Origin of the sequence: Pseudomonas yamanorum, assembly GCF_013386765.1 — a bacterium.
Taxonomy (GTDB): domain Bacteria; phylum Pseudomonadota; class Gammaproteobacteria; order Pseudomonadales; family Pseudomonadaceae; genus Aquipseudomonas; species Aquipseudomonas yamanorum_A.
The window spans coordinates 1-18,752 of sequence record NZ_JACARE010000003.1; the positions used below are offsets into that span (position 1 = coordinate 1).

General features: G+C 61.9%; 16 protein-coding genes. 11 read left to right on the forward strand and 5 right to left on the reverse strand.

What is annotated here, in order from left to right:
- Positions 1 to 526: 526 nt before the first annotated feature.
- From HX875_RS00670 to HX875_RS00700, 7 genes are all read left to right on the forward strand, one after another.
- Positions 527 to 1,108 carry an alpha/beta hydrolase gene (locus HX875_RS00670; protein ID WP_177040882.1) on the forward strand — a complete coding sequence of 194 codons (582 nt, stop codon included), beginning with the start codon at positions 527 to 529 and terminating at the stop codon, positions 1,106 to 1,108.
- 48 nt (positions 1,109 to 1,156) lie between these two features.
- The gene (locus tag HX875_RS00675; RefSeq protein WP_003211821.1) at positions 1,157 to 2,077 is read left to right on the forward strand and encodes a sigma 54-interacting transcriptional regulator; all 921 of its coding nucleotides are present in this window, start codon (positions 1,157 to 1,159) and stop codon (positions 2,075 to 2,077) included.
- Between the two features lie 233 nt (positions 2,078 to 2,310).
- Complete coding sequence (locus tag HX875_RS00680; RefSeq protein ID WP_010168878.1) at positions 2,311 to 3,093, forward strand: MetQ/NlpA family ABC transporter substrate-binding protein; 783 nt, start codon at positions 2,311 to 2,313, stop codon at positions 3,091 to 3,093.
- A gap of 498 nt (positions 3,094 to 3,591) precedes the next feature.
- Positions 3,592 to 4,257 (forward strand): amino acid ABC transporter permease, encoded by a 666-nt coding sequence (locus tag HX875_RS00685; RefSeq protein ID WP_017478083.1) that lies wholly within the window; start codon positions 3,592 to 3,594, stop codon positions 4,255 to 4,257.
- Positions 4,238 to 4,897: an amino acid ABC transporter permease gene (locus tag HX875_RS00690; protein WP_177040885.1), complete on the forward strand. Its 660-nt coding sequence runs from the start codon at positions 4,238 to 4,240 to the stop codon at positions 4,895 to 4,897. Before HX875_RS00685 ends, HX875_RS00690 begins: the two co-directional genes overlap by 20 nt.
- Complete coding sequence (locus tag HX875_RS00695) at positions 4,894 to 5,670, forward strand: amino acid ABC transporter ATP-binding protein (protein WP_177040887.1); 777 nt, start codon at positions 4,894 to 4,896, stop codon at positions 5,668 to 5,670. The genes HX875_RS00690 and HX875_RS00695 overlap by 4 nt, the downstream gene beginning before the upstream one ends.
- A complete protein-coding gene (locus tag HX875_RS00700) occupies positions 5,667 to 6,524 on the forward strand; it encodes a transporter substrate-binding domain-containing protein (RefSeq protein WP_177040889.1) in 858 nt (285 codons plus the stop codon). The genes HX875_RS00695 and HX875_RS00700 overlap by 4 nt, the downstream gene beginning before the upstream one ends.
- Before the next feature lie 116 nt (positions 6,525 to 6,640).
- Here HX875_RS00700 and HX875_RS00705 read toward each other — a convergent pair whose 3' ends face one another.
- A complete protein-coding gene (locus HX875_RS00705; protein ID WP_177040891.1) occupies positions 6,641 to 7,801 on the reverse strand; it encodes an AAA family ATPase in 1,161 nt (386 codons plus the stop codon).
- A 122-nt stretch (positions 7,802 to 7,923) separates the two neighbouring features.
- Between HX875_RS00705 and HX875_RS00710 the strand changes: the two genes are divergently transcribed.
- The 4 genes from HX875_RS00710 to HX875_RS00725 are packed head-to-tail and all read left to right on the forward strand — an operon-like array spanning position 7,924 to position 15,366.
- Positions 7,924 to 9,027, forward strand: coding sequence for an efflux RND transporter periplasmic adaptor subunit (locus HX875_RS00710; RefSeq protein WP_177040893.1), 1,104 nt, complete (start codon positions 7,924 to 7,926; stop codon positions 9,025 to 9,027).
- Positions 9,024 to 10,094 carry an efflux RND transporter periplasmic adaptor subunit gene (locus HX875_RS00715; RefSeq protein WP_177040896.1) on the forward strand — a complete coding sequence of 357 codons (1,071 nt, stop codon included), beginning with the start codon at positions 9,024 to 9,026 and terminating at the stop codon, positions 10,092 to 10,094. The genes HX875_RS00710 and HX875_RS00715 overlap by 4 nt, the downstream gene beginning before the upstream one ends.
- A complete protein-coding gene (locus HX875_RS00720; protein WP_177040898.1) occupies positions 10,091 to 13,144 on the forward strand; it encodes an efflux RND transporter permease subunit in 3,054 nt (1,017 codons plus the stop codon). The genes HX875_RS00715 and HX875_RS00720 overlap by 4 nt, the downstream gene beginning before the upstream one ends.
- Before the next feature lie 2 nt (positions 13,145 to 13,146).
- Entirely contained in the window at positions 13,147 to 15,366 is a 2,220-nt protein-coding gene (locus HX875_RS00725) for a glycoside hydrolase (protein ID WP_177040900.1), read from the forward strand.
- A 98-nt stretch (positions 15,367 to 15,464) separates the two neighbouring features.
- Here the strand turns inward: HX875_RS00725 and HX875_RS00730 are convergent, their stop codons facing one another.
- Genes HX875_RS00730 through HX875_RS00745 form a run of 4 tightly spaced genes read right to left on the reverse strand, consistent with a single transcriptional unit; the run spans position 15,465 to position 18,695 of the window.
- The gene (locus tag HX875_RS00730) at positions 15,465 to 16,091 is read right to left on the reverse strand and encodes a class I SAM-dependent methyltransferase (RefSeq protein WP_177040903.1); all 627 of its coding nucleotides are present in this window, start codon (positions 16,089 to 16,091) and stop codon (positions 15,465 to 15,467) included.
- Between the two features lie 39 nt (positions 16,092 to 16,130).
- Complete coding sequence (locus tag HX875_RS00735) at positions 16,131 to 16,775, reverse strand: methionine ABC transporter permease (protein ID WP_003211840.1); 645 nt, start codon at positions 16,773 to 16,775, stop codon at positions 16,131 to 16,133.
- Positions 16,765 to 17,883, reverse strand: coding sequence for a methionine ABC transporter ATP-binding protein (locus HX875_RS00740; protein ID WP_177040905.1), 1,119 nt, complete (start codon positions 17,881 to 17,883; stop codon positions 16,765 to 16,767). Before HX875_RS00740 ends, HX875_RS00735 begins: the two co-directional genes overlap by 11 nt.
- Positions 17,880 to 18,695, reverse strand: a complete 816-nt coding sequence (locus tag HX875_RS00745; protein ID WP_010168897.1) for a MetQ/NlpA family ABC transporter substrate-binding protein — start codon at positions 18,693 to 18,695, stop codon at positions 17,880 to 17,882. The genes HX875_RS00740 and HX875_RS00745 overlap by 4 nt, the downstream gene beginning before the upstream one ends.
- Between the last annotated feature and the right edge of the window lie 57 nt (positions 18,696 to 18,752).

Here is an 18,752-nt window from a genome sequence, read left to right on the forward strand (position 1 = left end):
CAAAAGCAAAGCACAGCGGCCTACAGGCCGGCTTGAGTGTGGTGAAGCAAAGGCAACATCAAAATCTAAAGCGAGCACGGTCCACTGTAGGAGCTGGCTTGCCGGCGATGGCATCAACTGGGTGTACCTGATGCACCGAGTCGCCTGCATCGCCGGCAAGCCAGCTCCTACAGAAAAGCGGCTTTTGCCTTTGCTTTTACCACTCAGGTCGGCTTTCAGGCCGCCGTGCTCTTGCTTTTGATTTTGATCTGACTGCCCCATTCAGCCCGGAGGGAACGCCGAGCCTAGGCGAGGTGCCGACAGGCGGGGCCGAGCCCTTTGCTTACTTTGGGCTGGGCCGGCATTCCGGCTTTTCCAAAGTGAGTCGCTGTAAGAGCGAAACCATAGGTGGCCGTTACCTAAATAACGGATATGTACCCTCAAGCCATCACTTTGGTTATTAATAAATAGCTTCTTATTCCTTAACGAATATATACCCCGTGCCTATACTGACCCACAACGTTAAACGCTGCAGGAGGGCACACCCATGCACAGCGAGTCGATTCGTTATCTGATCGTGCCGGGCTGGCAAGGATCGCCAGAAGATCATTGGCAAAGTCATTGGCAGAACAGCCTGCCCAACAGCGCACGCGTGGAGCAGGCCGACTGGCTCACCCCGCGCCGCGAAGACTGGGTGGCAGCACTGGCCGAAGCCATCGCCGCCGACAGCACCCCGGTGATTCTGATTGCCCACAGCCTGGGCTGCATCACCGTTGCCCACTGGGCCGCCACCGCCCCGGTGCAGTTTCTGCGTCAGGTACGCGGCGCCCTGCTGGTGGCCCCGGCCGATGTCGAACGCCCCGCCTGCGCTCCCGCCCTGCGTAACTTTGCGCCAATCCCCAGCGACCTGTTGCCGTTCCCCAGCCAGGTCGTCAGCTCCGACAACGACAGCGCCGTCAGCGCCACCCGCGCCCTTGAACTGGCCCGCAACTGGGGCGCCGAAGCCGGAATCCTGTCGGGTGCCGGGCACATCAATGTGAAGTCCGGCCACCAACGCTGGGAACAGGGCTTCGCCTACCTCTATCGCCTGCAAAATCGCCTGGAACACCACTCCCGGCGCCGTGCATAAAATTTTTTAAACGCCCCTTCCCCTTCGTGGATGGGGCGGGAGTCTGCCATGAGCCTGCATGAAACCTTCGGTCAGCCCCTGTTGACCTTCCCCGACGCCGAAAAAAGCCCCCTGAGCATTCGTGCCAAGGCGCTGGTGTTTGTCGACCCGCGTTCGCGCCAGTTGCGCGAAGACCTCGAAAACCTCGCCCCACGTGCCTTGCCCGTGTTGATCCGCGGTGAAACCGGCAGCGGCAAGGAGCTGCTCGCGCGCCACATCCACCGAGGCAGCGACCGCACCGGTTTGTTTGTCTCGGTCAATTGCGGCGCCATCAGCCCGACGTACGCCGACGCCGAATTGTTCGGCTATGCCGCCGGCAGCCACAGCGGCGCGGCCAGCAGCCGGGCCGGCTGGTTTGGCTCGGCCAATGGCGGCACCTTGTACCTGGATGAAATCGGCGACTTGCCGTTGCCGATCCAGGTCAAGTTGCTGGCGGCGCTGGAAAACCACGAAGTCACTCGCGTCGGCGCCCATCAACCAAGCCCGGTGGATGTGCGGCTGGTGGCCGCCACCAGCATCGACCTCGCCCAGGCCGTGGCGGCCGGCAAGTTTCATGAGCGCTTGTTCCATTACCTCAGCGAAGGCCAGTTGGAGCTGCCGGCACTGCGCGAGCGAGTGGGTGACATCCTGTCGCTGGCGGAGTATTTCCTCGGTATCTACAGCCAGCGTCTCGACCTGCCGGTGCCATTGATCAGCGATGAAGCCCAGCGCGTGCTGGAGCATCACAGTTGGCCGGGCAACACGCGGGAATTGGAGAACGTGATCCACTTTGCCCTGCTGGTCAGCAGTGGCGACGAGATTTTACCGGAGCATTTGAACCTGCCCGTGGCAGGTTCGCCTGTGGAGCAGGTGCGGCGAATTCTTGGCCACGCCAGCGCCGCCGAGGTTGAAGCCCTGAAAAGCTATCTGAAAGAACACGCTGTTTTGTAGGAGCCCGGCTTGCCGGCGATGGCGTCCTCAGGAACATCGCAAGGCTCAAGAACGCCATCGCCGGCAAGCCGGGCTCCTACATGAACAAAATGGAATATCAAAGTGAATAAAAAGTATTGTTCTGGAATAAAAAACCTCGGTATTGTCCGCTTCACGCCGCGATAGCACTTCGCTGGCACTCAACTAAAAAAGCGGCCGTCCCAGACGACCCAGATTTTCGATAAGGACACTGCATGAAAAAGGTTCTGTTGTTTACCGCATTGGCGGCTGCCCTGACTGCCAGCTTCGCCCAGGCCAACGAGAAACTGGTGGTAGCCGCTACCCCGATCCCGCACGCCGAGATCCTCGAGCTGGTCAAGCCGACCCTGGCCAAAGAAGGCGTGGACCTGGAAATCAAAGTCTTCACCGACTACGTACAGCCGAACGTACAGGTGGCCGAGAAGCGTCTGGACGCCAACTACTTCCAGACCCTGCCGTACCTGGAAAACTTCAACAAGGGTAAAGGCACCAACTTGGTCACCGTGATCGGTGTGCACGTCGAACCTTTCGGCGGTTACTCGAAAAAGATCAAGAATATCTCTGAGCTCAAAGATGGCGCCACCGTGGCCATCCCGAACGAAGGCAGCAACTCCGGCCGTGCCCTGCTGCTGCTTCAGAAAGCTGGCGTGATCACCCTGAAAGATCCAACCAACGCCCTGGCCACGCCGAAAGACATCGCCAGCAACCCGAAAAACCTGAAATTCAAAGAGCTGGAATCGGCCTTGCTGCCACGCGTTCTGGACCAGGTTGACCTGGACCTGATCAACACCAACTACGCCCTGGAAGCCGGCCTGAACCCGGCCAAGGACGCGCTGATCATCGAAGACGCCAAGTCGCCGTACGTGAACTTCCTGGTTGCCCGCCCGGACAACAAGGACAGCGATGCCATCCAGAAGCTGGCCAAAGCCCTGACCAGCCCTGAAGTGAAAGCCTTCATCGAGAAGAAATACAACGGCGCTGTTGTGCCGGCGTTCTGATCGAGCCCCAAAACCTCCTTCAAGGTTTAAACGCCGACGGCTTATACAGCGTCGGCGTTTTTTATGGCTGGAATGCGGTCAAAACTGTGGGAGCTGGCTTGCCAGCTCCCACACTGGATCGGTGTCGGTTTAAAGATTCCGGCTGTTAATGGCCCTGCGCAACGCCACCAGCCACTTCACCAATTCCTGCGGATCAATCGGTTTTGCCTCGGTCATCGCTCATTCCCTCGCCTGTTGATGGGCCATCAGTCTGGCCGGGCGCTGCCTATCCCTGAAGTGCAGCGCCGATAAATAGACCCTTCCTACTTCCACGGGAACAGTAGCTGTCATCCGGCTGCACCGCGAATCCGCAGGTTATCTATTTGGGTGATATCAATATGCTATTTCGGTATTTAAATTTTACTTTTTATACCTTTAAAGTCGGCGCTACTCCGCGTTACCCACGCTGGACCGGACCGCACCAACGCCGCATTACCCCTGCGGCGTCAGGGATTTGAGATGACCTTCGATTACGCATTTATCCTCAGCACGCTGCCGGCGTTTCTCAAGGCCGTGGGCGTGACCTTGCAAGTCGGCCTGATCGCCATTGGCACCTCCCTGCTGGTGGCCTTGATCAACGCCGCGCTGCTGGTATTTCGCACCCCTTACGTGTGGCGCCTGGTGGCGCTGTACGTCGAGCTGGCGCGCAACACCCCGCTGCTGATCCAACTGTTTTTCGTGTACTTCGCGTTGCCGGCCCTGGGGCTGAATATCTCCGGGTTCTGGGCGGCGATCATCACCATGACCTTTCTCGGCGGCGCTTATCTCACCGAAGTGCTGCGCGCTGGCGTCGAGGCGGTGCCGCTGGCACAGATCGAGTCGGGCAAGTCCATCGGCCTGTCCCACTGGCAACTGCTGCGCCATGTGATCCTGCCCCAGGCCGGGATCCTCAGCCTGCCGGCGCTGTTTGCGAACTTCATTTTCCTGCTCAAGGAAACCACCATCGTGTCGGCGGTGGCGGTGCCGGAAATTCTCTACACCACCAAAAGCTACATCGCCCTCTACTACAAAACCTACGAAATGCTCGCGGTGCTCACACTGATCTGCGTGTTGTTATTCCTGCCGCTGTCGCTGCTGCTCAGCCGCCTTGAAAGGAGGCTCCAGCATGGCCAGTTCGGGTCTTGAATTACTCTGGGTGTCGTTGCCGCAATTGGGCAAGGGCGCTGCGCAAACCCTGTCGATCTCATTCTTGAGCATCGCCTTCAGCACCGTCGGCGGCGTGGTGTATGGCGTGCTGCGCACGTTGAACTCGAAAGCGATCAACCTGGTGCTGCGGGTTTACCTCGAGCTGTTCCGCGCGATCCCGGTGCTGGTGTGGCTGTATTTGTTGTTCTTCGGCCTGCCGATTTTCTTTGGCCTGAGCATCCCCAGCTTCTGGTGCGCGGTGCTGGTGCTGTCGCTGTGGGGCGCCAGTGAAGTCGGCGAAGTGGTGCGCGGTGCGTTGCATTCGTTGCCCCGTGGCCAGCGTGAAGCCGGCCTGTCGATTGGCCTGTCGGACCCGCAACTGTACGGCTACGTGTTGCTGCCCCAGGCCCTGAAACGCATGACCCCGCCGACCATCAACGTCTACACCCGCATCATCAAGACCAGCTCCCTGGCGCTGCTGATCGGTGTGGTGGACGTGATCAAGGTCGGCCAGCAAATCATCGAGCGCACCTACGAGTCGGTGTTGATCTACGGCGCGCTGTTCCTGTTTTTCTTCTTTATCTGCTACCCGTTGTCGGCCGCCTCCAAGGTGCTGGAACGGCGCTGGGCCCAAGCATGAGCGCATTGATCGAGTTCCAGGGTTTCAACAAATACTTCGGCGACCAGCAGGTGCTCAAGGGCATCGACCTGAGCGTGCAAAGCGGCGAGGTGGTGGTGATCCTCGGCCCCAGCGGTTGCGGCAAAAGCACCTTGCTGCGCTGCCTCAACGGCCTGGAAGTGGCCCACAGCGGCAGCCTGCGTTTTGCCGGCAAGGAGCTGCTGGACAAGGCCACCGACTGGCGCCAGGTGCGCCAGGACGTGGGCATGGTGTTCCAGAGTTACCACCTGTTCCCCCACATGAGCGTGCTCGACAACATCCTGCTCGGCCCGCTGAAGGTGCAAAAACGCGAGCCCCGCGAAGCCCGGGCCCAGGCCGAAAAACTCCTGGAACGGGTGGGCCTCTCGGATAAGCGCGACGCCTATCCGCGCCAGCTTTCGGGCGGCCAGCAGCAACGCATCGCCATCGTCCGTTCGTTGTGCATGAACCCGCAGGTCATGCTGTTTGACGAAGTCACCGCTGCCCTCGACCCGGAAATGGTCAAGGAAGTACTGGAAGTGATCCAGGACCTGGCCCGAGACGGCATGACGCTGCTGATCGTCACCCACGAAATGGCCTTCGCCCGCGCGGTCGCCGACCGCGTGGTGTTCATGGAGGCCGGCCGCATCCTCGAACAAAACACCCCCGAGGCATTCTTTACGAACCCGCAAACCGCACGCGCGCAGCAGTTCCTGGAGAAGTTCTCCTTTGTTTCAACACTGCCCAAGAAAACCAAGGAACTGGAGCTGATATGAAAACTGCCAAGTTGTTACTGCCATTGCTCGCCGTCGCATTGCTGGCCGGCTGCGACAAGAAGACCGAAGAGCCCGCAAAACCTGCTGCCGCCGTGAGCTACATCGACAAGATCAAGGCGCGGGACAAGCTGATCGTCGGCGTGTTTACCGACAAACCGCCGTTTGGTTTTGTGGATGAGTCCGGCCGCTACGTCGGCTTCGATACCGACATCGGCCGCCGCTTCGCCAAGGACCTGCTGGGCGACGAAAACAAGGTTGAATTTGTCGCCGTGGAACCGGCGAGCCGCATTCCGTTCCTGCAAAGCGACAAGGTCGACCTGATCCTCGCCAACATGACCGTGACCCCTGAGCGCAAGGAAGCGGTGGACTTCACCAACCCAAACCTGAAAGTGGCAGTGCAGGCGCTGGTAGCCAACGCCAGCCCGGTGAAAAGCCTGGACGACCTGGCGAGCCGCACCACGATCGTCACCACCGGCACTACCGCTGATATCTGGCTGACCAAGAACCACCCGGACTGGAAACTGCTGAAGTTCGAGAAAAACTCCGAGTCGCTGCAAGCGTTGTCGGCAGGCCGTGGCGATGCGTACGCGCAGGACAACCTGGTGCTGTTCAGCTGGGCCAAGCAGAACCCGGGCTACCGGGTACTGGAGCAGAAGCTGGGCGATGAAGCGCCGATTGCGCCGGCGGTGAAGAAGGGCAACATCGAACTGCGCGATTGGGTGAATGCCGAGCTGGCCAAGCTGGGTGAGGAGAAATATTTGCTCAAGCTGTATGACCAGTATGTTCGCAAGGAACTGAGCGATGACACCAAGCCGGAAAGCGTGATTGTTGAAGGCGGGAAGTGGCAGGGCTAATTCTGCACTGACTGTTCTACCGCTATCGCAGGCAAGCCAGCTCCCACCTTTGAATGTATTCACAAATCAAAATGTGGGAGCGGGCTTGCCCGCGATGAGGCCGGGCCAGGCGCCGACTAGCTGGGCCAATGCCACGCCGGCTCATCCAGCACCCGCTGCCCCACCACCTGCGTCTGCCCCATCACCTTCTCCAGCACGATCGAATTACACCCTTCATCCTGCTGCAACGCCGCGATCAAGCGGCTGGCATGGGACACCACCCACACCTGACACTGCTGCGACACCTGGATGATCAACCGCGCCAACGCCGGCAACAGGTCCGGATGCAAGCTGGTTTCCGGCTCGTTCAGCACCATCATCGTTGGCGGCCTCGGCGTGAGCAGCGCCGCCACCAGCAGCAGATAGCGCAAGGTGCCGTCCGACAACTCCGCTGCCGACAACGGCCGCAGCAACCCTTCCTGATAAAACTCGATGGCAAAGCGTCCGCCCTGCAACGGCTCGATATTCAACCGTGCCCCGGGAAACGCATCGCTGATCGCCCGCTGCAACGCCTGCGGGTCGCCAATCTCGCGAATGGTCTGCAACGCCGCCGCCAAATCCCGACCGTCGTGATGCAACACCGGCGTACGCGTGCCCAGTTGTGGCTGGCGCACCGGGGCGTCGACATCGCTGCGAAAGTGATCATAAAAGCGCCAGCCGCGAATGCTCTCGCGCAGCAACAGCACTTCCGGCGAACCCCGCAGGCTGCCGACCTGATCGAACAGGCTGTGGTAGTTCGGCGTGTGCTGGGCCAGTACATCCCAGGCGCGGCCGTCCCGGGCGCGCACCATCGGGCCGGAGCGCTGCACCAGCAGGCTGGCCGGGCGGTACACGTGGCCGGCCCAGATGCATTCCTTCTTGATCTGCGGGTCCAGGCTGAAGAACGACAAGGTTTTCTCGGGTAAACCGAGGGAAATCGCGTAGCTGAAATCGTCCCCGGCAAACCCCAGGCGCAGGCGCCTCACGCCCTGGCGCACAACGGGCTCTACCGCCACCTCGCCACTGAGCATGCGCCGGCTGATGGTTTCCGGCCCGGCCCAGAAGGTCGAATCCAGCCCACCCTCACGGGCCAGCGCGTTGATCACCCCGCCCTGGGCTGTCTCCGCCAGCAGCCGCAGGGCGCGGTACAGGTTGGACTTGCCGCTGCCATTGGGGCCGGTGATCAGGTTCAACCGATCCAGCGGCACCACCAATTTGTTGATCGAGCGGTAATTGGCCACCGCGAGGGTCTTGAGCATGAGAAAAATTATCGGCGTGGGAACCATCGGAGTATGGGATTCTCCATGCAGATAAGGAACCCTGTTCTAAGCTCACAGTCGCATAGACACTGGCACGGCGGCATCACGCAAAAGGAGCCTGCATGGGCGGTCCCACCTCGAGATTTATCTTCGGCCTTGGCCTGTTGGCGCTGCTGAGCGGCTGCGGCCAGGAAAAAGCCGAACCCAAGGAGCATTCCCGGGTGTTTGTGCAGACCGTGAAGTCTGCCGACTTCGCCGCCGCCGTGACCCTGACCGGCGATATCCAGGCCCGGGTGCAGACCGATCTGTCGTTCCGCGTCGGCGGCAAGATCATCCAGCGCATGGTGGATGTCGGTGACCGGGTCAGCGCCAAGCAGGTGCTGGCCAAGCTCGATCCGAAAGATTTGCAGACCAATGTCGACTCCGCCCAGGCCCAGGTGGTCGCCGAACAGGCGCGGGTCAAGCAGACCGCCGCCGCGTTTGTGCGCCAGGAAAAACTCCTGCCCAAGGGCTACACCAGCCGCAGCGAATACGACTCCGCCCAGGCCGCGTTGCGCAGCAGCCAAAGTGCGCTGACCGCCGCCCAGGCGCAATTGGCCAATGCCCGTGAGCAGTTGGGCTACACCTCGCTGATCGCCGACGCGCCAGGCATCATCACCGCGCGCCAGGCCGAGGTGGGCCAGGTGGTGCAGGCCACCGTGCCGATTTTCAGCCTGGCCCGGGATGGCGAGCGCGATGCGGTGTTCAACGTCTATGAATCACTGCTGGTGGAGCCGCCACCGGACAAACCGATTACCGTCAGCCTGCTGGAAAACCCGCAGATTACTGCCGTGGGCAAAGTCCGCGAAGTCACCCCGGCGGTGGCCGCGAATACCGGCACCGTGCAAGTCAAGATCGCCCTCGACGCGCTGCCCAAGGGCATGCAACTGGGCTCGGTGGTCAGCGCCACTGCCAACGGGCCGGCCAAGGCGAGCATCGAGTTGCCGTGGGCTGCCTTGACCAAAGACATCAGCGAGCCAGCGGTATGGCTGATTGACGACGACGGCAAGGCGCAACTGCACAAGGTCACGGTCGCGCGTTATCTCACCGGCAAGGTGATCATCAGCGACGGCCTCAAGGGCGGCGAAAAAGTCGTGGTGGCCGGCGGGCAATTGCTGCACCCCGGCATGATCGTGGAAATCGCCCAGCCGCCGGACCAGGCCCAGGCCCAAGGAGTGCAGCCATGAAGCGGCTGACGTGTGTGCTGGCCGCCAGCCTGTTGCTGATGGCGTGCTCCAAGGAAGAACCGGCGCCGGAGCCGGTGCGCCCGGTGTTGTCGATTGAAGTGAAGTCCGAAGACCAGGAAAACCTCGGGCGTTTCGCCGGTACCATCCAGGCCCGCTACGAAAGCAATCTCGGTTTCCGTGTGCCCGGCCGCATCGCCCGGCGCGCGGTCGACGTAGGCGCTGAAGTGGAGCAGGGCGCGTTGCTGGCCGTGCTCGACCCCACCGATCAACAGAACCAATTGCGCGCCGCCCAGGGCGACCTGGCTCGCGTGCAGGCGCAGTGGATCAACGCCCAGGCCAACGCACGCCGCCAGCAGGAACTGTTCAACCGTGGCGTCGGCGCCCAGGCCCAACTGGACATCGCCCAGACCGACCTTAAAACCACCCAGGCCTCGCTCGACCAAGCCCGGGCCTCGGTCAACCAGGCCAAAGACCAGCTCAACTACGCCGAACTGCGCACCGACCATGCAGGCATCGTCACCGCCTGGAATGCCGAGGCCGGCCAGGTGGTCAGCGCCGGGCAGCAAGTGGTGACATTGGCGCGACCGGACATCAAGGAAGCCGTCATTGATTTGCCCGCCGGCCTCGCCGAGCGTCTGCCGCCGGACGTGGTGTTCCTGGTTGCCGGGCAAATGGACTCGAGCGTCAGCACCACCGCCACCGTGCGTGAGATCGAACCCCAGGCCCAAAGCGCCACCCGCACCCGTCGCGCCCGCCTGACCCTGGCCGAAACGCCCCCTGCGTTTCGCCTCGGCACCGCCATCAGCGTAACCCTCAGCTCGGCCATCGCCCCGCGCATCGTGTTGCCCCTCAGCGCCTTGCAGGAAGCCGACGGCAAGACCCGCATCTGGGTCATCGACACCCAAAGCCAGACCGTGCAGCCCCGTGACGTCACCATCGTCAGCCGTGACGCCGACAGCGCCTTGCTCAACGCCGGCGTCAAACCCGGCGAGCGGGTGGTGAGTGCCGGCGTGAACAGCCTGAAGCCCGGGCAAAAAGTCAAAATCGACGAGGACAGCCCGCGATGAAAGGGAGCTTCAACTTATCCGACTGGGCCCTCAAGCATCAGTCCTTCGTGTGGTACCTGATGTTCGTCGCGCTGCTGATGGGCGTGTTCTCGTACATGAACCTGGGGCGTGAGGAAGACCCGTCGTTCACCATCAAGACCATGGTGATCCAGACCCGCTGGCCGGGCGCGACCCAGGAAGAAACCCTCAAGCAGGTCACCGACCGCATCGAGAAAAAACTCGAAGAGCTGGACTCCCTCGACTACGTGAAAAGCTACACCCGGCCCGGCGAATCCACGGTATTCGTGTTCCTGCGGGACACCACCAGCGCCAAGGACATCCCGGAGATCTGGTACCAGGTCCGCAAGAAGATCGACGACATCCGCGGCAGCTTCCCTCAGGGCTTGCAGGGGCCGGCGTTCAACGACGAGTTCGGGGATGTGTTCGGCTCGGTGTATGCGTTCACCGCCGATGGCCTGTCGATGCGCCAACTGCGCGATTACGTAGAGCAGGTGCGCGCCGAAATTCGCTCGGTGCCGGGGCTGGGCAAGGTCGAGATGATCGGCCAGCAGGACGAAGTGATTTACCTGAATTTTTCCACCCGCAAACTCGCGGCCCTGGGGATTGATCAACGCCAGGTGGTGCAGAGCCTGCAATCGCAGAACGCGGTGACCCCGGCCGGGGTAATCGAGGCGGGGCCTGAGCGGATTTCGGTGCGCACCTCCGGGCAATTCGCCTCGGAGAAGGACCTGGCCAACGTCAACCTGCGGCTCAATGACCGGTTCTATCGGCTGGCGGATGTGGCGGAAATCACCCGTGGCTATGTCGACCCGTCGACGCCGATGTTCCGCTTCAACGGCAAGCCCGCCATCGGCTTGGCCATCGCCATGCAGAAGGGCGGCAACATCCAGGACTTCGGCAAGGCCCTGCACCAGCGCATGGACGACCTGACGGCCGACCTGCCGGTGGGGGTGGGCGTGCACAAGGTTTCCGACCAGGCAGAAGTGGTGGAAGAAGCCGTCGGCGGCTTCACCAGCGCGCTGTTCGAGGCAGTGATCATCGTGCTGGTGGTGAGCTTTATCAGCCTCGGCGTGCGCGCCGGGTTGGTGGTGGCGTGCTCGATTCCGTTGGTGCTGGCGCTGGTGTTCGTGTTCATGGAATACAGCGGCATCACCATGCAGCGGGTGTCGCTGGGCGCCTTGATCATCGCCCTCGGCCTGTTGGTGGACGACGCGATGATCACCGTGGAAATGATGATCACGCGCCTGGAAAAAGGCGAGACCAAGGAGCAGGCCGCCACCTTCGCCTACACCTCCACCGCGTTCCCGATGTTGACCGGCACGCTGGTGACCGTCGCCGGGTTTGTGCCGATCGGGCTCAACGCCAGTTCGGCGGGTGAGTACACCTTCACCTTGTTCGCGGTGATTGCCGTGGCGATGCTGGTGTCGTGGGTGGTCGCGGTATTGTTCGCGCCGGTGCTCGGCGTGCACATCCTCAGCAGCAAGGTAAAACCCCATAACGCCGAGCCGGGCCGGGTGGGCCGGGCGTTCAATGGCGGCATGCTGTGGGCCATGCGCAATCGCTGGTGGGCCATCGGCATTACCGTGCTGTTGTTTGTGGCGTCGGTGTTTTCCATGCAGTTCGTGCAGAACCAGTTTTTCCCGTCTTCGGACCGCCCGGAAATTCTAGTCGACCTCAACCTGCCGCAAAACGCCTCGATCAACGAGACCCGCAAGGCCGTCGACCGCCTTGAGGCGATCATCAAGGACGACCCGGACATCGCCCGCTGGAGCACCTACATCGGCCAGGGTGCGATCCGTTTTTACCTGCCCCTGGACCAGCAACTGGAGAACCCGTACTACGCGCAGCTGGTGATTGTGAGCAAGGGCCTGGAAGAACGCGGCGCGCTGATTGCCCGCCTGCAAAAACGCCTGCGGGAAGATTTTGTGGGCGTGGGCAGCTTTGTGCAGCCGCTGGAAATGGGCCCGCCGGTGGGGCGTCCGATCCAGTATCGAGTGTCTGGCAAGGACATCGACCAGGTGCGCAAACATGCGATCGAACTGGCGACCATGCTCGATAAAAATACCCACATGGGCGAGATCATCTACGACTGGAACGAGCCGGGCAAAGTCCTGCGGGTGGACATCGCCCAGGACAAGGCGCGGCAACTGGGGCTGTCGTCGGAAGACGTGGCGCAGTTGATGAACAGCGTGGTCAGCGGTGCGTCGGTGACCCAGGTGCATGACGATATCTACCTGATCAACGTGGTCGGCCGCGCCGAAGATGCCGAACGCGGCACGCCGGAGACCTTGCAGAACCTGCAGATCGTCACGCCCAACGGCACCTCGATTCCGCTGCTGGCGTTCGCCACCGTGCGTTATGAACTTGAACAGCCGCTGGTGTGGCGTCGCGACCGCAAGCCGACCATCACCATCAAGGCGGCGGTGCGCGACGACATGCAGCCGACCGACCTGGTGAAACAGCTCAAGCCGGAAATCGACAAGTTCAGCGCCGCGTTGCCGGTGGGCTACAAGGTCGCCACCGGCGGCACCGTGGAAGAAAGCGGCAAGGCCCAGGGCCCGATTGCCAAGGTGGTGCCGCTGATGCTGTTCTTGATGGCGACCTTCCTGATGATCCAGCTGCACAGCGTGCAGAAGATGTTCCTGGTGGCCAGCGTCGCGCCGCTGGGGCTGATTGGCGTGGTGTTGGCGCTGATTCCCACGGGCACGCCCATGGGCTTTGTGGCGATCCTCGGGATCCTTGCGCTGATCGGCATCATCATCCGCAACTCGGTGATTCTGGTGACGCAGATCGACGCCTATGAACGCGACGGCTACACGCCGTGGGACGCGGTGGTGGAAGCCACCGAGCACCGGCGCCGGCCCATCCTGCTGACCGCGGCGGCGGCCAGCCTGGGCATGATTCCTATCGCCCGGGAAGTGTTCTGGGGGCCGATGGCCTATGCGATGATCGGCGGCATCATCATTGCGACGTTGCTGACGCTGCTGTTTTTACCGGCGCTGTATGTGGCCTGGTACAAGATTCGCGAGCCGAAGAACGAACAGGCTTGAGCATGATTCACTGGTTGCGCCACGGGCTGCTGCTGAGCAGCCTGGTTTTATCGCCCCTGGCCGTCGCCACGACCGTGCTGGAAAACCAGCTGTGGCGCATCGAACTCGACCCGGCCACCTTGGCGATACGTGTGACTCCGGCCGACAGTGATGCGGTGCAAGCCTCCAGCGGCGTCGACGGGCACAAGGTTGGCGATCTGAAGGAGAGTTCCAAACAGGCCAGTTGGCACTGGGACGGCGGCGCCTACAGCCTGAGTGCCAGCCTTGAGCAGCGTGACTTGGCGCTGACGATCACTGCACGTGACGCCGGTGAGCTGCCGATCCTGCGGCAGCCCGCCAGTGCCATCGGCAAGGGCCTGGTCTGGCCTCTGGCCGAAGGGCATTACGTGCCGGCGGGCAATGCCGTATGGCAAAAATTCCTGCTGGAACAGGGCGACGTCAACACCACGCAAGACCTCAGCCTGCCGCTGTGGGGTGTGGATCACGGCACGTTCACCCTCAACTGGCTGATGACCAATCCCTACAACAACCGGCTGCGTTGGCAGGCTGACGGCAAAGGGCTGGCGTTGTCGGCCTCCCATGAGTTCACAACGCTGGATCCCGCCACGCCGATGACCCTGCTGTTGCACCTGGGCGAAAGCGATCCGCTGGCCGGCGCCAAGCGTTATCGCCAGTGGCTGGTGGAGCAGGGCCGCTATGAACCCCTGGCGGACAAACTGCGGCAAACCCCGGAAGCGGAAAAACTGCTGGGCGCGAGCCATATCTACCTGTGGGGCAATGACCTGCTGGGCCCGGGCGATGTGCGCGATTGGCCGCAACTGCTCAAGCTGCTGCGCAGCGGCAAAGGCCTGGCGGCTGAATTGAATGGTTTGCTGGATAAGGAATCGGCGCAGCTGCGGCAGGTCAAGCAACCGTATGAGCAAGGCGTTCTCCTGCGCGGCTTGAACGCCGCGATCAACAAAAAGGTTCGGCAAGGCTGGCAGCCCTCCACCGAGCCCGACATGACCCGGCTTGCTGACGGTTATGGCGCATTGCGCAGCGAATTGGCGGTGACCTTTGCCGGCGCCTTGAGCGCCACGCCCGAGAGCTGGGGCAGTACGTTATCGGTCACCAACGCATTGAAGGGCGCAGGCCTCAAACGCCTGCTGGTAACCCAGGGCGAAGGCTGGGAAGGCGGCCTTTGGCACCCTGAAGCGGTCAAGGCGGGGGTTGATGCCGGTTACTTGATGGCGCCCTACGACTCTTATGAAACCGCCTTGTCCGCCACCGAAAACCCCGACTGGACCACCGCACACCTGGGTAGCAAGGCCTACAGCGAATGCGCGATTGTATTGAAGGGTGGCGAGTTCAAGACCGGCTTCCAGAAGTCCGGCCACTACACCGACCCACGTTGCGTGCGGCCGTTACTGGAAGCACGGATCAAGGCGGTGCAGGCCAGGTCCGGCTTCAACGCCTGGTTCCTCGACGCCTATGCCACCAGCATGCTGTTCGACAGCTATCGCACCGGCGCCAGCATGACCCAGGCACAGAACGCCGAAGGCAATATCGATGCTTCCCGCTGGATCAGCCGCGTGCTCAAGTTTCCGGCAGGGTCCGAGGACGGCAACGCGATGACCGCCCAAGGCATTTTGTTTGCCCACGGCATGCAAACGCCGGTGCTGGGCTGGGGAGACAAGGAGATGACCCGGGACAAGCAGTCGCCCTATTACGTAGGCGCCTGGTACCCGCCGGAACAGCCGGCGGTGTTCTTCAAATCCGTGCCGTTGAAAGAGCCATTCCGTACGGTGTACTTCGACCCGACGATGCGCCTGCCGCTGTATCAGGCAGTGTTCCACGGCTCGGTGATCACCACGCACCATTGGCTGTTCGACAGCCTGAAACTGAGCAATGTGCGGCGGGAGAACGAACTGACGCAACTGCTCTACAACGTGCCGCCGCTGTATCACTTGAGTGCGGCAACGGTGAAGCAGCGCTTGCCGGTGATTCAGCGCCAGGACGAATTTTTCCGGCCGCTGCATGAACGGTTGGCGACTCAGGCGATGACGGATTTTCGCTGGTTGACGGCAGACAGGCAGGTGCAGCAGACCACGTTTGCGGATGGGACGCGGTTGGTGGCGAATTTTTCCAGGGAGGTGAGAGAGGGTTATGCGGCTAACAGCGTAACGGCGTTCATATCCGGCGAATCACCTACGATTTATTCCGTAGCAGCTGTCGAGCCCTAGCGAGGCTGCGTTGGCCGCGCTGCCGAGTTTGAGCCAGGCGCGGTGACCGAGGTGCGCCTGACGCAGCCTCGCCAGGGCTCGACAGCTGCTACGGGGGGTTAGGTTTTGCGCCACACACTCGCCAACCACGGCTGCTGTTCCCGTGGCAATCCCGCCGGCCGATAGTAATGCTCAAGCTCCACAAACCCCGCCGCCGTCAGCAGTTCCTGCCATGCCTGCAAGTCGTGATACGAGCCATACCGTGGCCCGTTCCAACCTTCCTGGTTTTCACCCCGGGGGTTTGAGCTGAACAACACGCCACCGACCTTCAACGCCCCATGCAATTGCCCAAGAATGCGCGGCAACTCCTGCTTGGGAATATGAAACAGCACCGCATTGGCAAAGATCCCGTCGAAACGCCCGGCAGGCAAATCCAGCTTCAGGAAGTCCTGCTGCAGCACTTCACAGCCGCTGTCTTCCCGAGCCATCTGCGCGAACCGCTCCGAGCCATCAAGCCCCACCGCGATGTGCCCCATGCGGGTAAACGTCTGCAAGTCCCGCCCCGGCCCGCAGCCGAAATCCAGAACGGTAAACGGCGCGTCGCCCTGGATATGCCGCAGCAATGCATCGATGTTCTGGCTCACATCGTGATCGCGGGTGCCTTCACGAAAATCCTCGGCCACCTTGTTGTAGTGGCCGAGGGTGGTGGAGGTGATCTGGTCGAGGTCGTCGGGGGCGAGTTTCATGGCGGGCAATACCGGGCGCTGAGATGGCCCGACTATACCTCACCTCTTGTTCAGAACCCTGGCCAACCGATCGCCGCCCAACTGAATCACGGCCACCAGGATCACCAGCAGCACGATCACCGTCAGCATGATCTGAGTGTCAAAGCGCTGATACCCATAGCGATAGGCAATGTCCCCCAGCCCGCCGGCACCTATGGCCCCGGCCATCGCCGAGGAGTTGATCATGGTCACCAGGGTGATCGTGAACCCGCCGACAATCCCCGGCAGCGCCTCGGGCAACAGCACATGCCAGACGATATGCCAGCGCCGGCAACCCATGGCCTGGGCCGCTTCGATCAAGCCGTGATCGACCTCCCGCAGGCTGACTTCGGCGATCCGCGCAAAGAACGGGGTGGCCGCAATGGTCAATGGCACTACCGCCGCCCACACGCCATAAGTGGTACCGACGATCAGCCGGGTGAACGGAATCAACGCCACCATCAGGATCAGGAACGGAATCGAGCGGAACAGGTTAACGAACGCCCCCAGCACCCGATTCAAGGCGGGCGCCTGATAGATGCCGCCCTTGTCGCTGGTCACCAGGAACACCGCCAGCGGAATCCCCACCAGCAGCGCGATCAGCGACGACACGCCGACCATCAACAGCGTGTCGATGGCGCCCTGCAATAAACGATCAAACCACATAGCCCAGCACCTCCACCTGTTGTGCCCAGCGCCCGGCGCGGGTGCGCAGTTCTTCGGCGCTCAGGGACGAGCCGCTGACCGCCAGCAGCAATTGCCCCAGCGCATGGCCCTGGATGCGCTCCACACCGCCTTGCAGCAAGCGCACACGGCCGCCGAGGGCGCTGAACAGTGCGGCCAGGTCTGGCTCGTCTTCGGCACTGCCGGTCAATTGCAAACGCAGCACCACGGCGGCGTCCCTTGAGGCCGGGTGGGCATGCAAACGGTCTTGCAGTTCTTCCGGCAGGCCGTGTTGCAACGGGGCCAGCAGGGTTTTGCTGACCTCGTGCCGCGGGTTGCCAAACACTTCCCACACCGGGCCTTGCTCAACCACATGGCCGTGTTCCAGCACCACCACGCGGTCGCAGATTTCGCGAATCACCGCCATCTCGTGGGTGATCAACACGATGGTCAGGCCCAGGCGTTTGTTGATCTCCCGCAGCAGGCCGAGGATCGATTGGGTGGTCTCAGGGTCGAGGGCTGAAGTGGCTTCGTCGCACAACAGAATCTGCGGGTCATGCACCAGGGAACGGGCAATGCCCACCCGCTGTTTCTGCCCGCCGGACAGCTGCGCCGGGTAGGCCTTGTGCTTGTCCTGCAAACCCACCAGCTCCAACAGTTCGCGCACTTTTTTCTCGCGCTGCTCCTTGGGCACGCCCGCGACTTTCAGTGGCAGTTCGACGTTCTGCCACACGGTCTTGGCCGACATCAGGTTGAAGTGCTGGAAGATCATGCCGATGCGCCGACGCAGGGCGACCAGGCGGTCTTCGTCGAAGTCGCCGATGTCCACCTGGTCAATCAACACCCGGCCGCTGCTCGGTTGCTCCAGCCGGTTGATCGTGCGGATCAGCGACGACTTGCCGGCGCCGCTGCGGCCGATGATGCCGAACACTTCGCCGCGCTGGATCGCCAGGTCAATGCCTTGCAGGGCCGGCACGGCCTGGCCGTCATAGGTCTTGCCCAGGTTGATAAAGCGCACGTGCGCGCGGTTCAGATCCGGGTGCAGTTCTGTCTGCTCGGCGTCCCTGGGCGGCAAGCCCAGGTCGCGCAGTTGAGAGTGGGCGGCGGTCATTTTTTATCTTCCCAGCCCACTTGGTAGAGCTTGCCAAGGGATTTATCCAACGCGGCGCGCACCACCGGCGAGTGCTGGTAGATGTCGACGAACTTGATCACACGCGGGTCGGTTTTGCTCTTGGGCTGGATCACGAACTGGATCACGTATTCCGGGTGGTCGAGGCCGTCGAACAGCAGCGCCGACTCGGCATCGAAGGTCTTGGACAGGCGGATATACGCCGGGTAGCCCTGCACCAGGTCGGCGTCGTCATAGGCGCGCACCAGTTGCACGGCCTCCACTTGCAGGATCTTGATCTTCTTCGGGTTGGTGACGATGTCTTCTTCAGTGGCCTTGTAGCCCACGCCCGGCTTGAGTGTGATCAAGCCGGCCTTGGCCAGCAGTTGCAGGCCACGACCGCTGTTGATCGGGTCGTTGGCAATCGCCACGCTGGCGCCCTGGGGCAGGTCGTTGATGCTCTTGTACTTCTTCGAATACAGCCCGACGTTGTTGATGATGCCTGGCGCGTACGGCACCAGGTCAAAGCCGGCGGCGGCCTTGGCGTTTTCCAGGAACGGGATGTGCTGGAAGTAGTTCACGTCGATATCGCCGGCTGCCAGGCTGACGTTGGGTGCGATCCAGTCGGTGAACTCCACCAGTTCGACTTTCAAACCCTGTTTGCCGGCCTCTTCGACGGCGGCCTCCAGGGGAATGGCGAAGGCGGCGGTGGTGCCGACTTTCAACGGCGCATCGGCGGCGAACACTGCCGAGCTGAACAATCCGAGGGCGAGGGCCAGTGCTTTGACTGGGTGGCTGAGCAATGTTTTTTTCATAGTGGATTTCCAGTCATAAGATATTTGTGTGAGCAACTCGGTCAACTGTAGGAGCTG

Coding starts and splice junctions, on each gene's coding strand:
- HX875_RS00720 (WP_177040898.1), top strand. CDS start 10,091: ATGAAAGGGAGCTTCAACTTATCCGACTGGGCCCTCAAGCATCAGTCC.
- HX875_RS00685 (WP_017478083.1), top strand. CDS start 3,592: ATGACCTTCGATTACGCATTTATCCTCAGCACGCTGCCGGCGTTTCTC.
- HX875_RS00730 (WP_177040903.1), bottom strand. CDS start 16,091: ATGAAACTCGCCCCCGACGACCTCGACCAGATCACCTCCACCACCCTC.
- HX875_RS00675 (WP_003211821.1), top strand. CDS start 1,157: ATGAGCCTGCATGAAACCTTCGGTCAGCCCCTGTTGACCTTCCCCGAC.
- HX875_RS00725 (WP_177040900.1), top strand. CDS start 13,147: ATGATTCACTGGTTGCGCCACGGGCTGCTGCTGAGCAGCCTGGTTTTA.
- HX875_RS00740 (WP_177040905.1), bottom strand. CDS start 17,883: ATGACCGCCGCCCACTCTCAACTGCGCGACCTGGGCTTGCCGCCCAGG.
- HX875_RS00745 (WP_010168897.1), bottom strand. CDS start 18,695: ATGAAAAAAACATTGCTCAGCCACCCAGTCAAAGCACTGGCCCTCGCC.
- HX875_RS00735 (WP_003211840.1), bottom strand. CDS start 16,775: ATGTGGTTTGATCGTTTATTGCAGGGCGCCATCGACACGCTGTTGATG.
- HX875_RS00695 (WP_177040887.1), top strand. CDS start 4,894: ATGAGCGCATTGATCGAGTTCCAGGGTTTCAACAAATACTTCGGCGAC.
- HX875_RS00715 (WP_177040896.1), top strand. CDS start 9,024: ATGAAGCGGCTGACGTGTGTGCTGGCCGCCAGCCTGTTGCTGATGGCG.
- HX875_RS00690 (WP_177040885.1), top strand. CDS start 4,238: ATGGCCAGTTCGGGTCTTGAATTACTCTGGGTGTCGTTGCCGCAATTG.
- HX875_RS00680 (WP_010168878.1), top strand. CDS start 2,311: ATGAAAAAGGTTCTGTTGTTTACCGCATTGGCGGCTGCCCTGACTGCC.
- HX875_RS00710 (WP_177040893.1), top strand. CDS start 7,924: ATGGGCGGTCCCACCTCGAGATTTATCTTCGGCCTTGGCCTGTTGGCG.
- HX875_RS00705 (WP_177040891.1), bottom strand. CDS start 7,801: ATGCTCAAGACCCTCGCGGTGGCCAATTACCGCTCGATCAACAAATTG.
- HX875_RS00700 (WP_177040889.1), top strand. CDS start 5,667: ATGAAAACTGCCAAGTTGTTACTGCCATTGCTCGCCGTCGCATTGCTG.
- HX875_RS00670 (WP_177040882.1), top strand. CDS start 527: ATGCACAGCGAGTCGATTCGTTATCTGATCGTGCCGGGCTGGCAAGGA.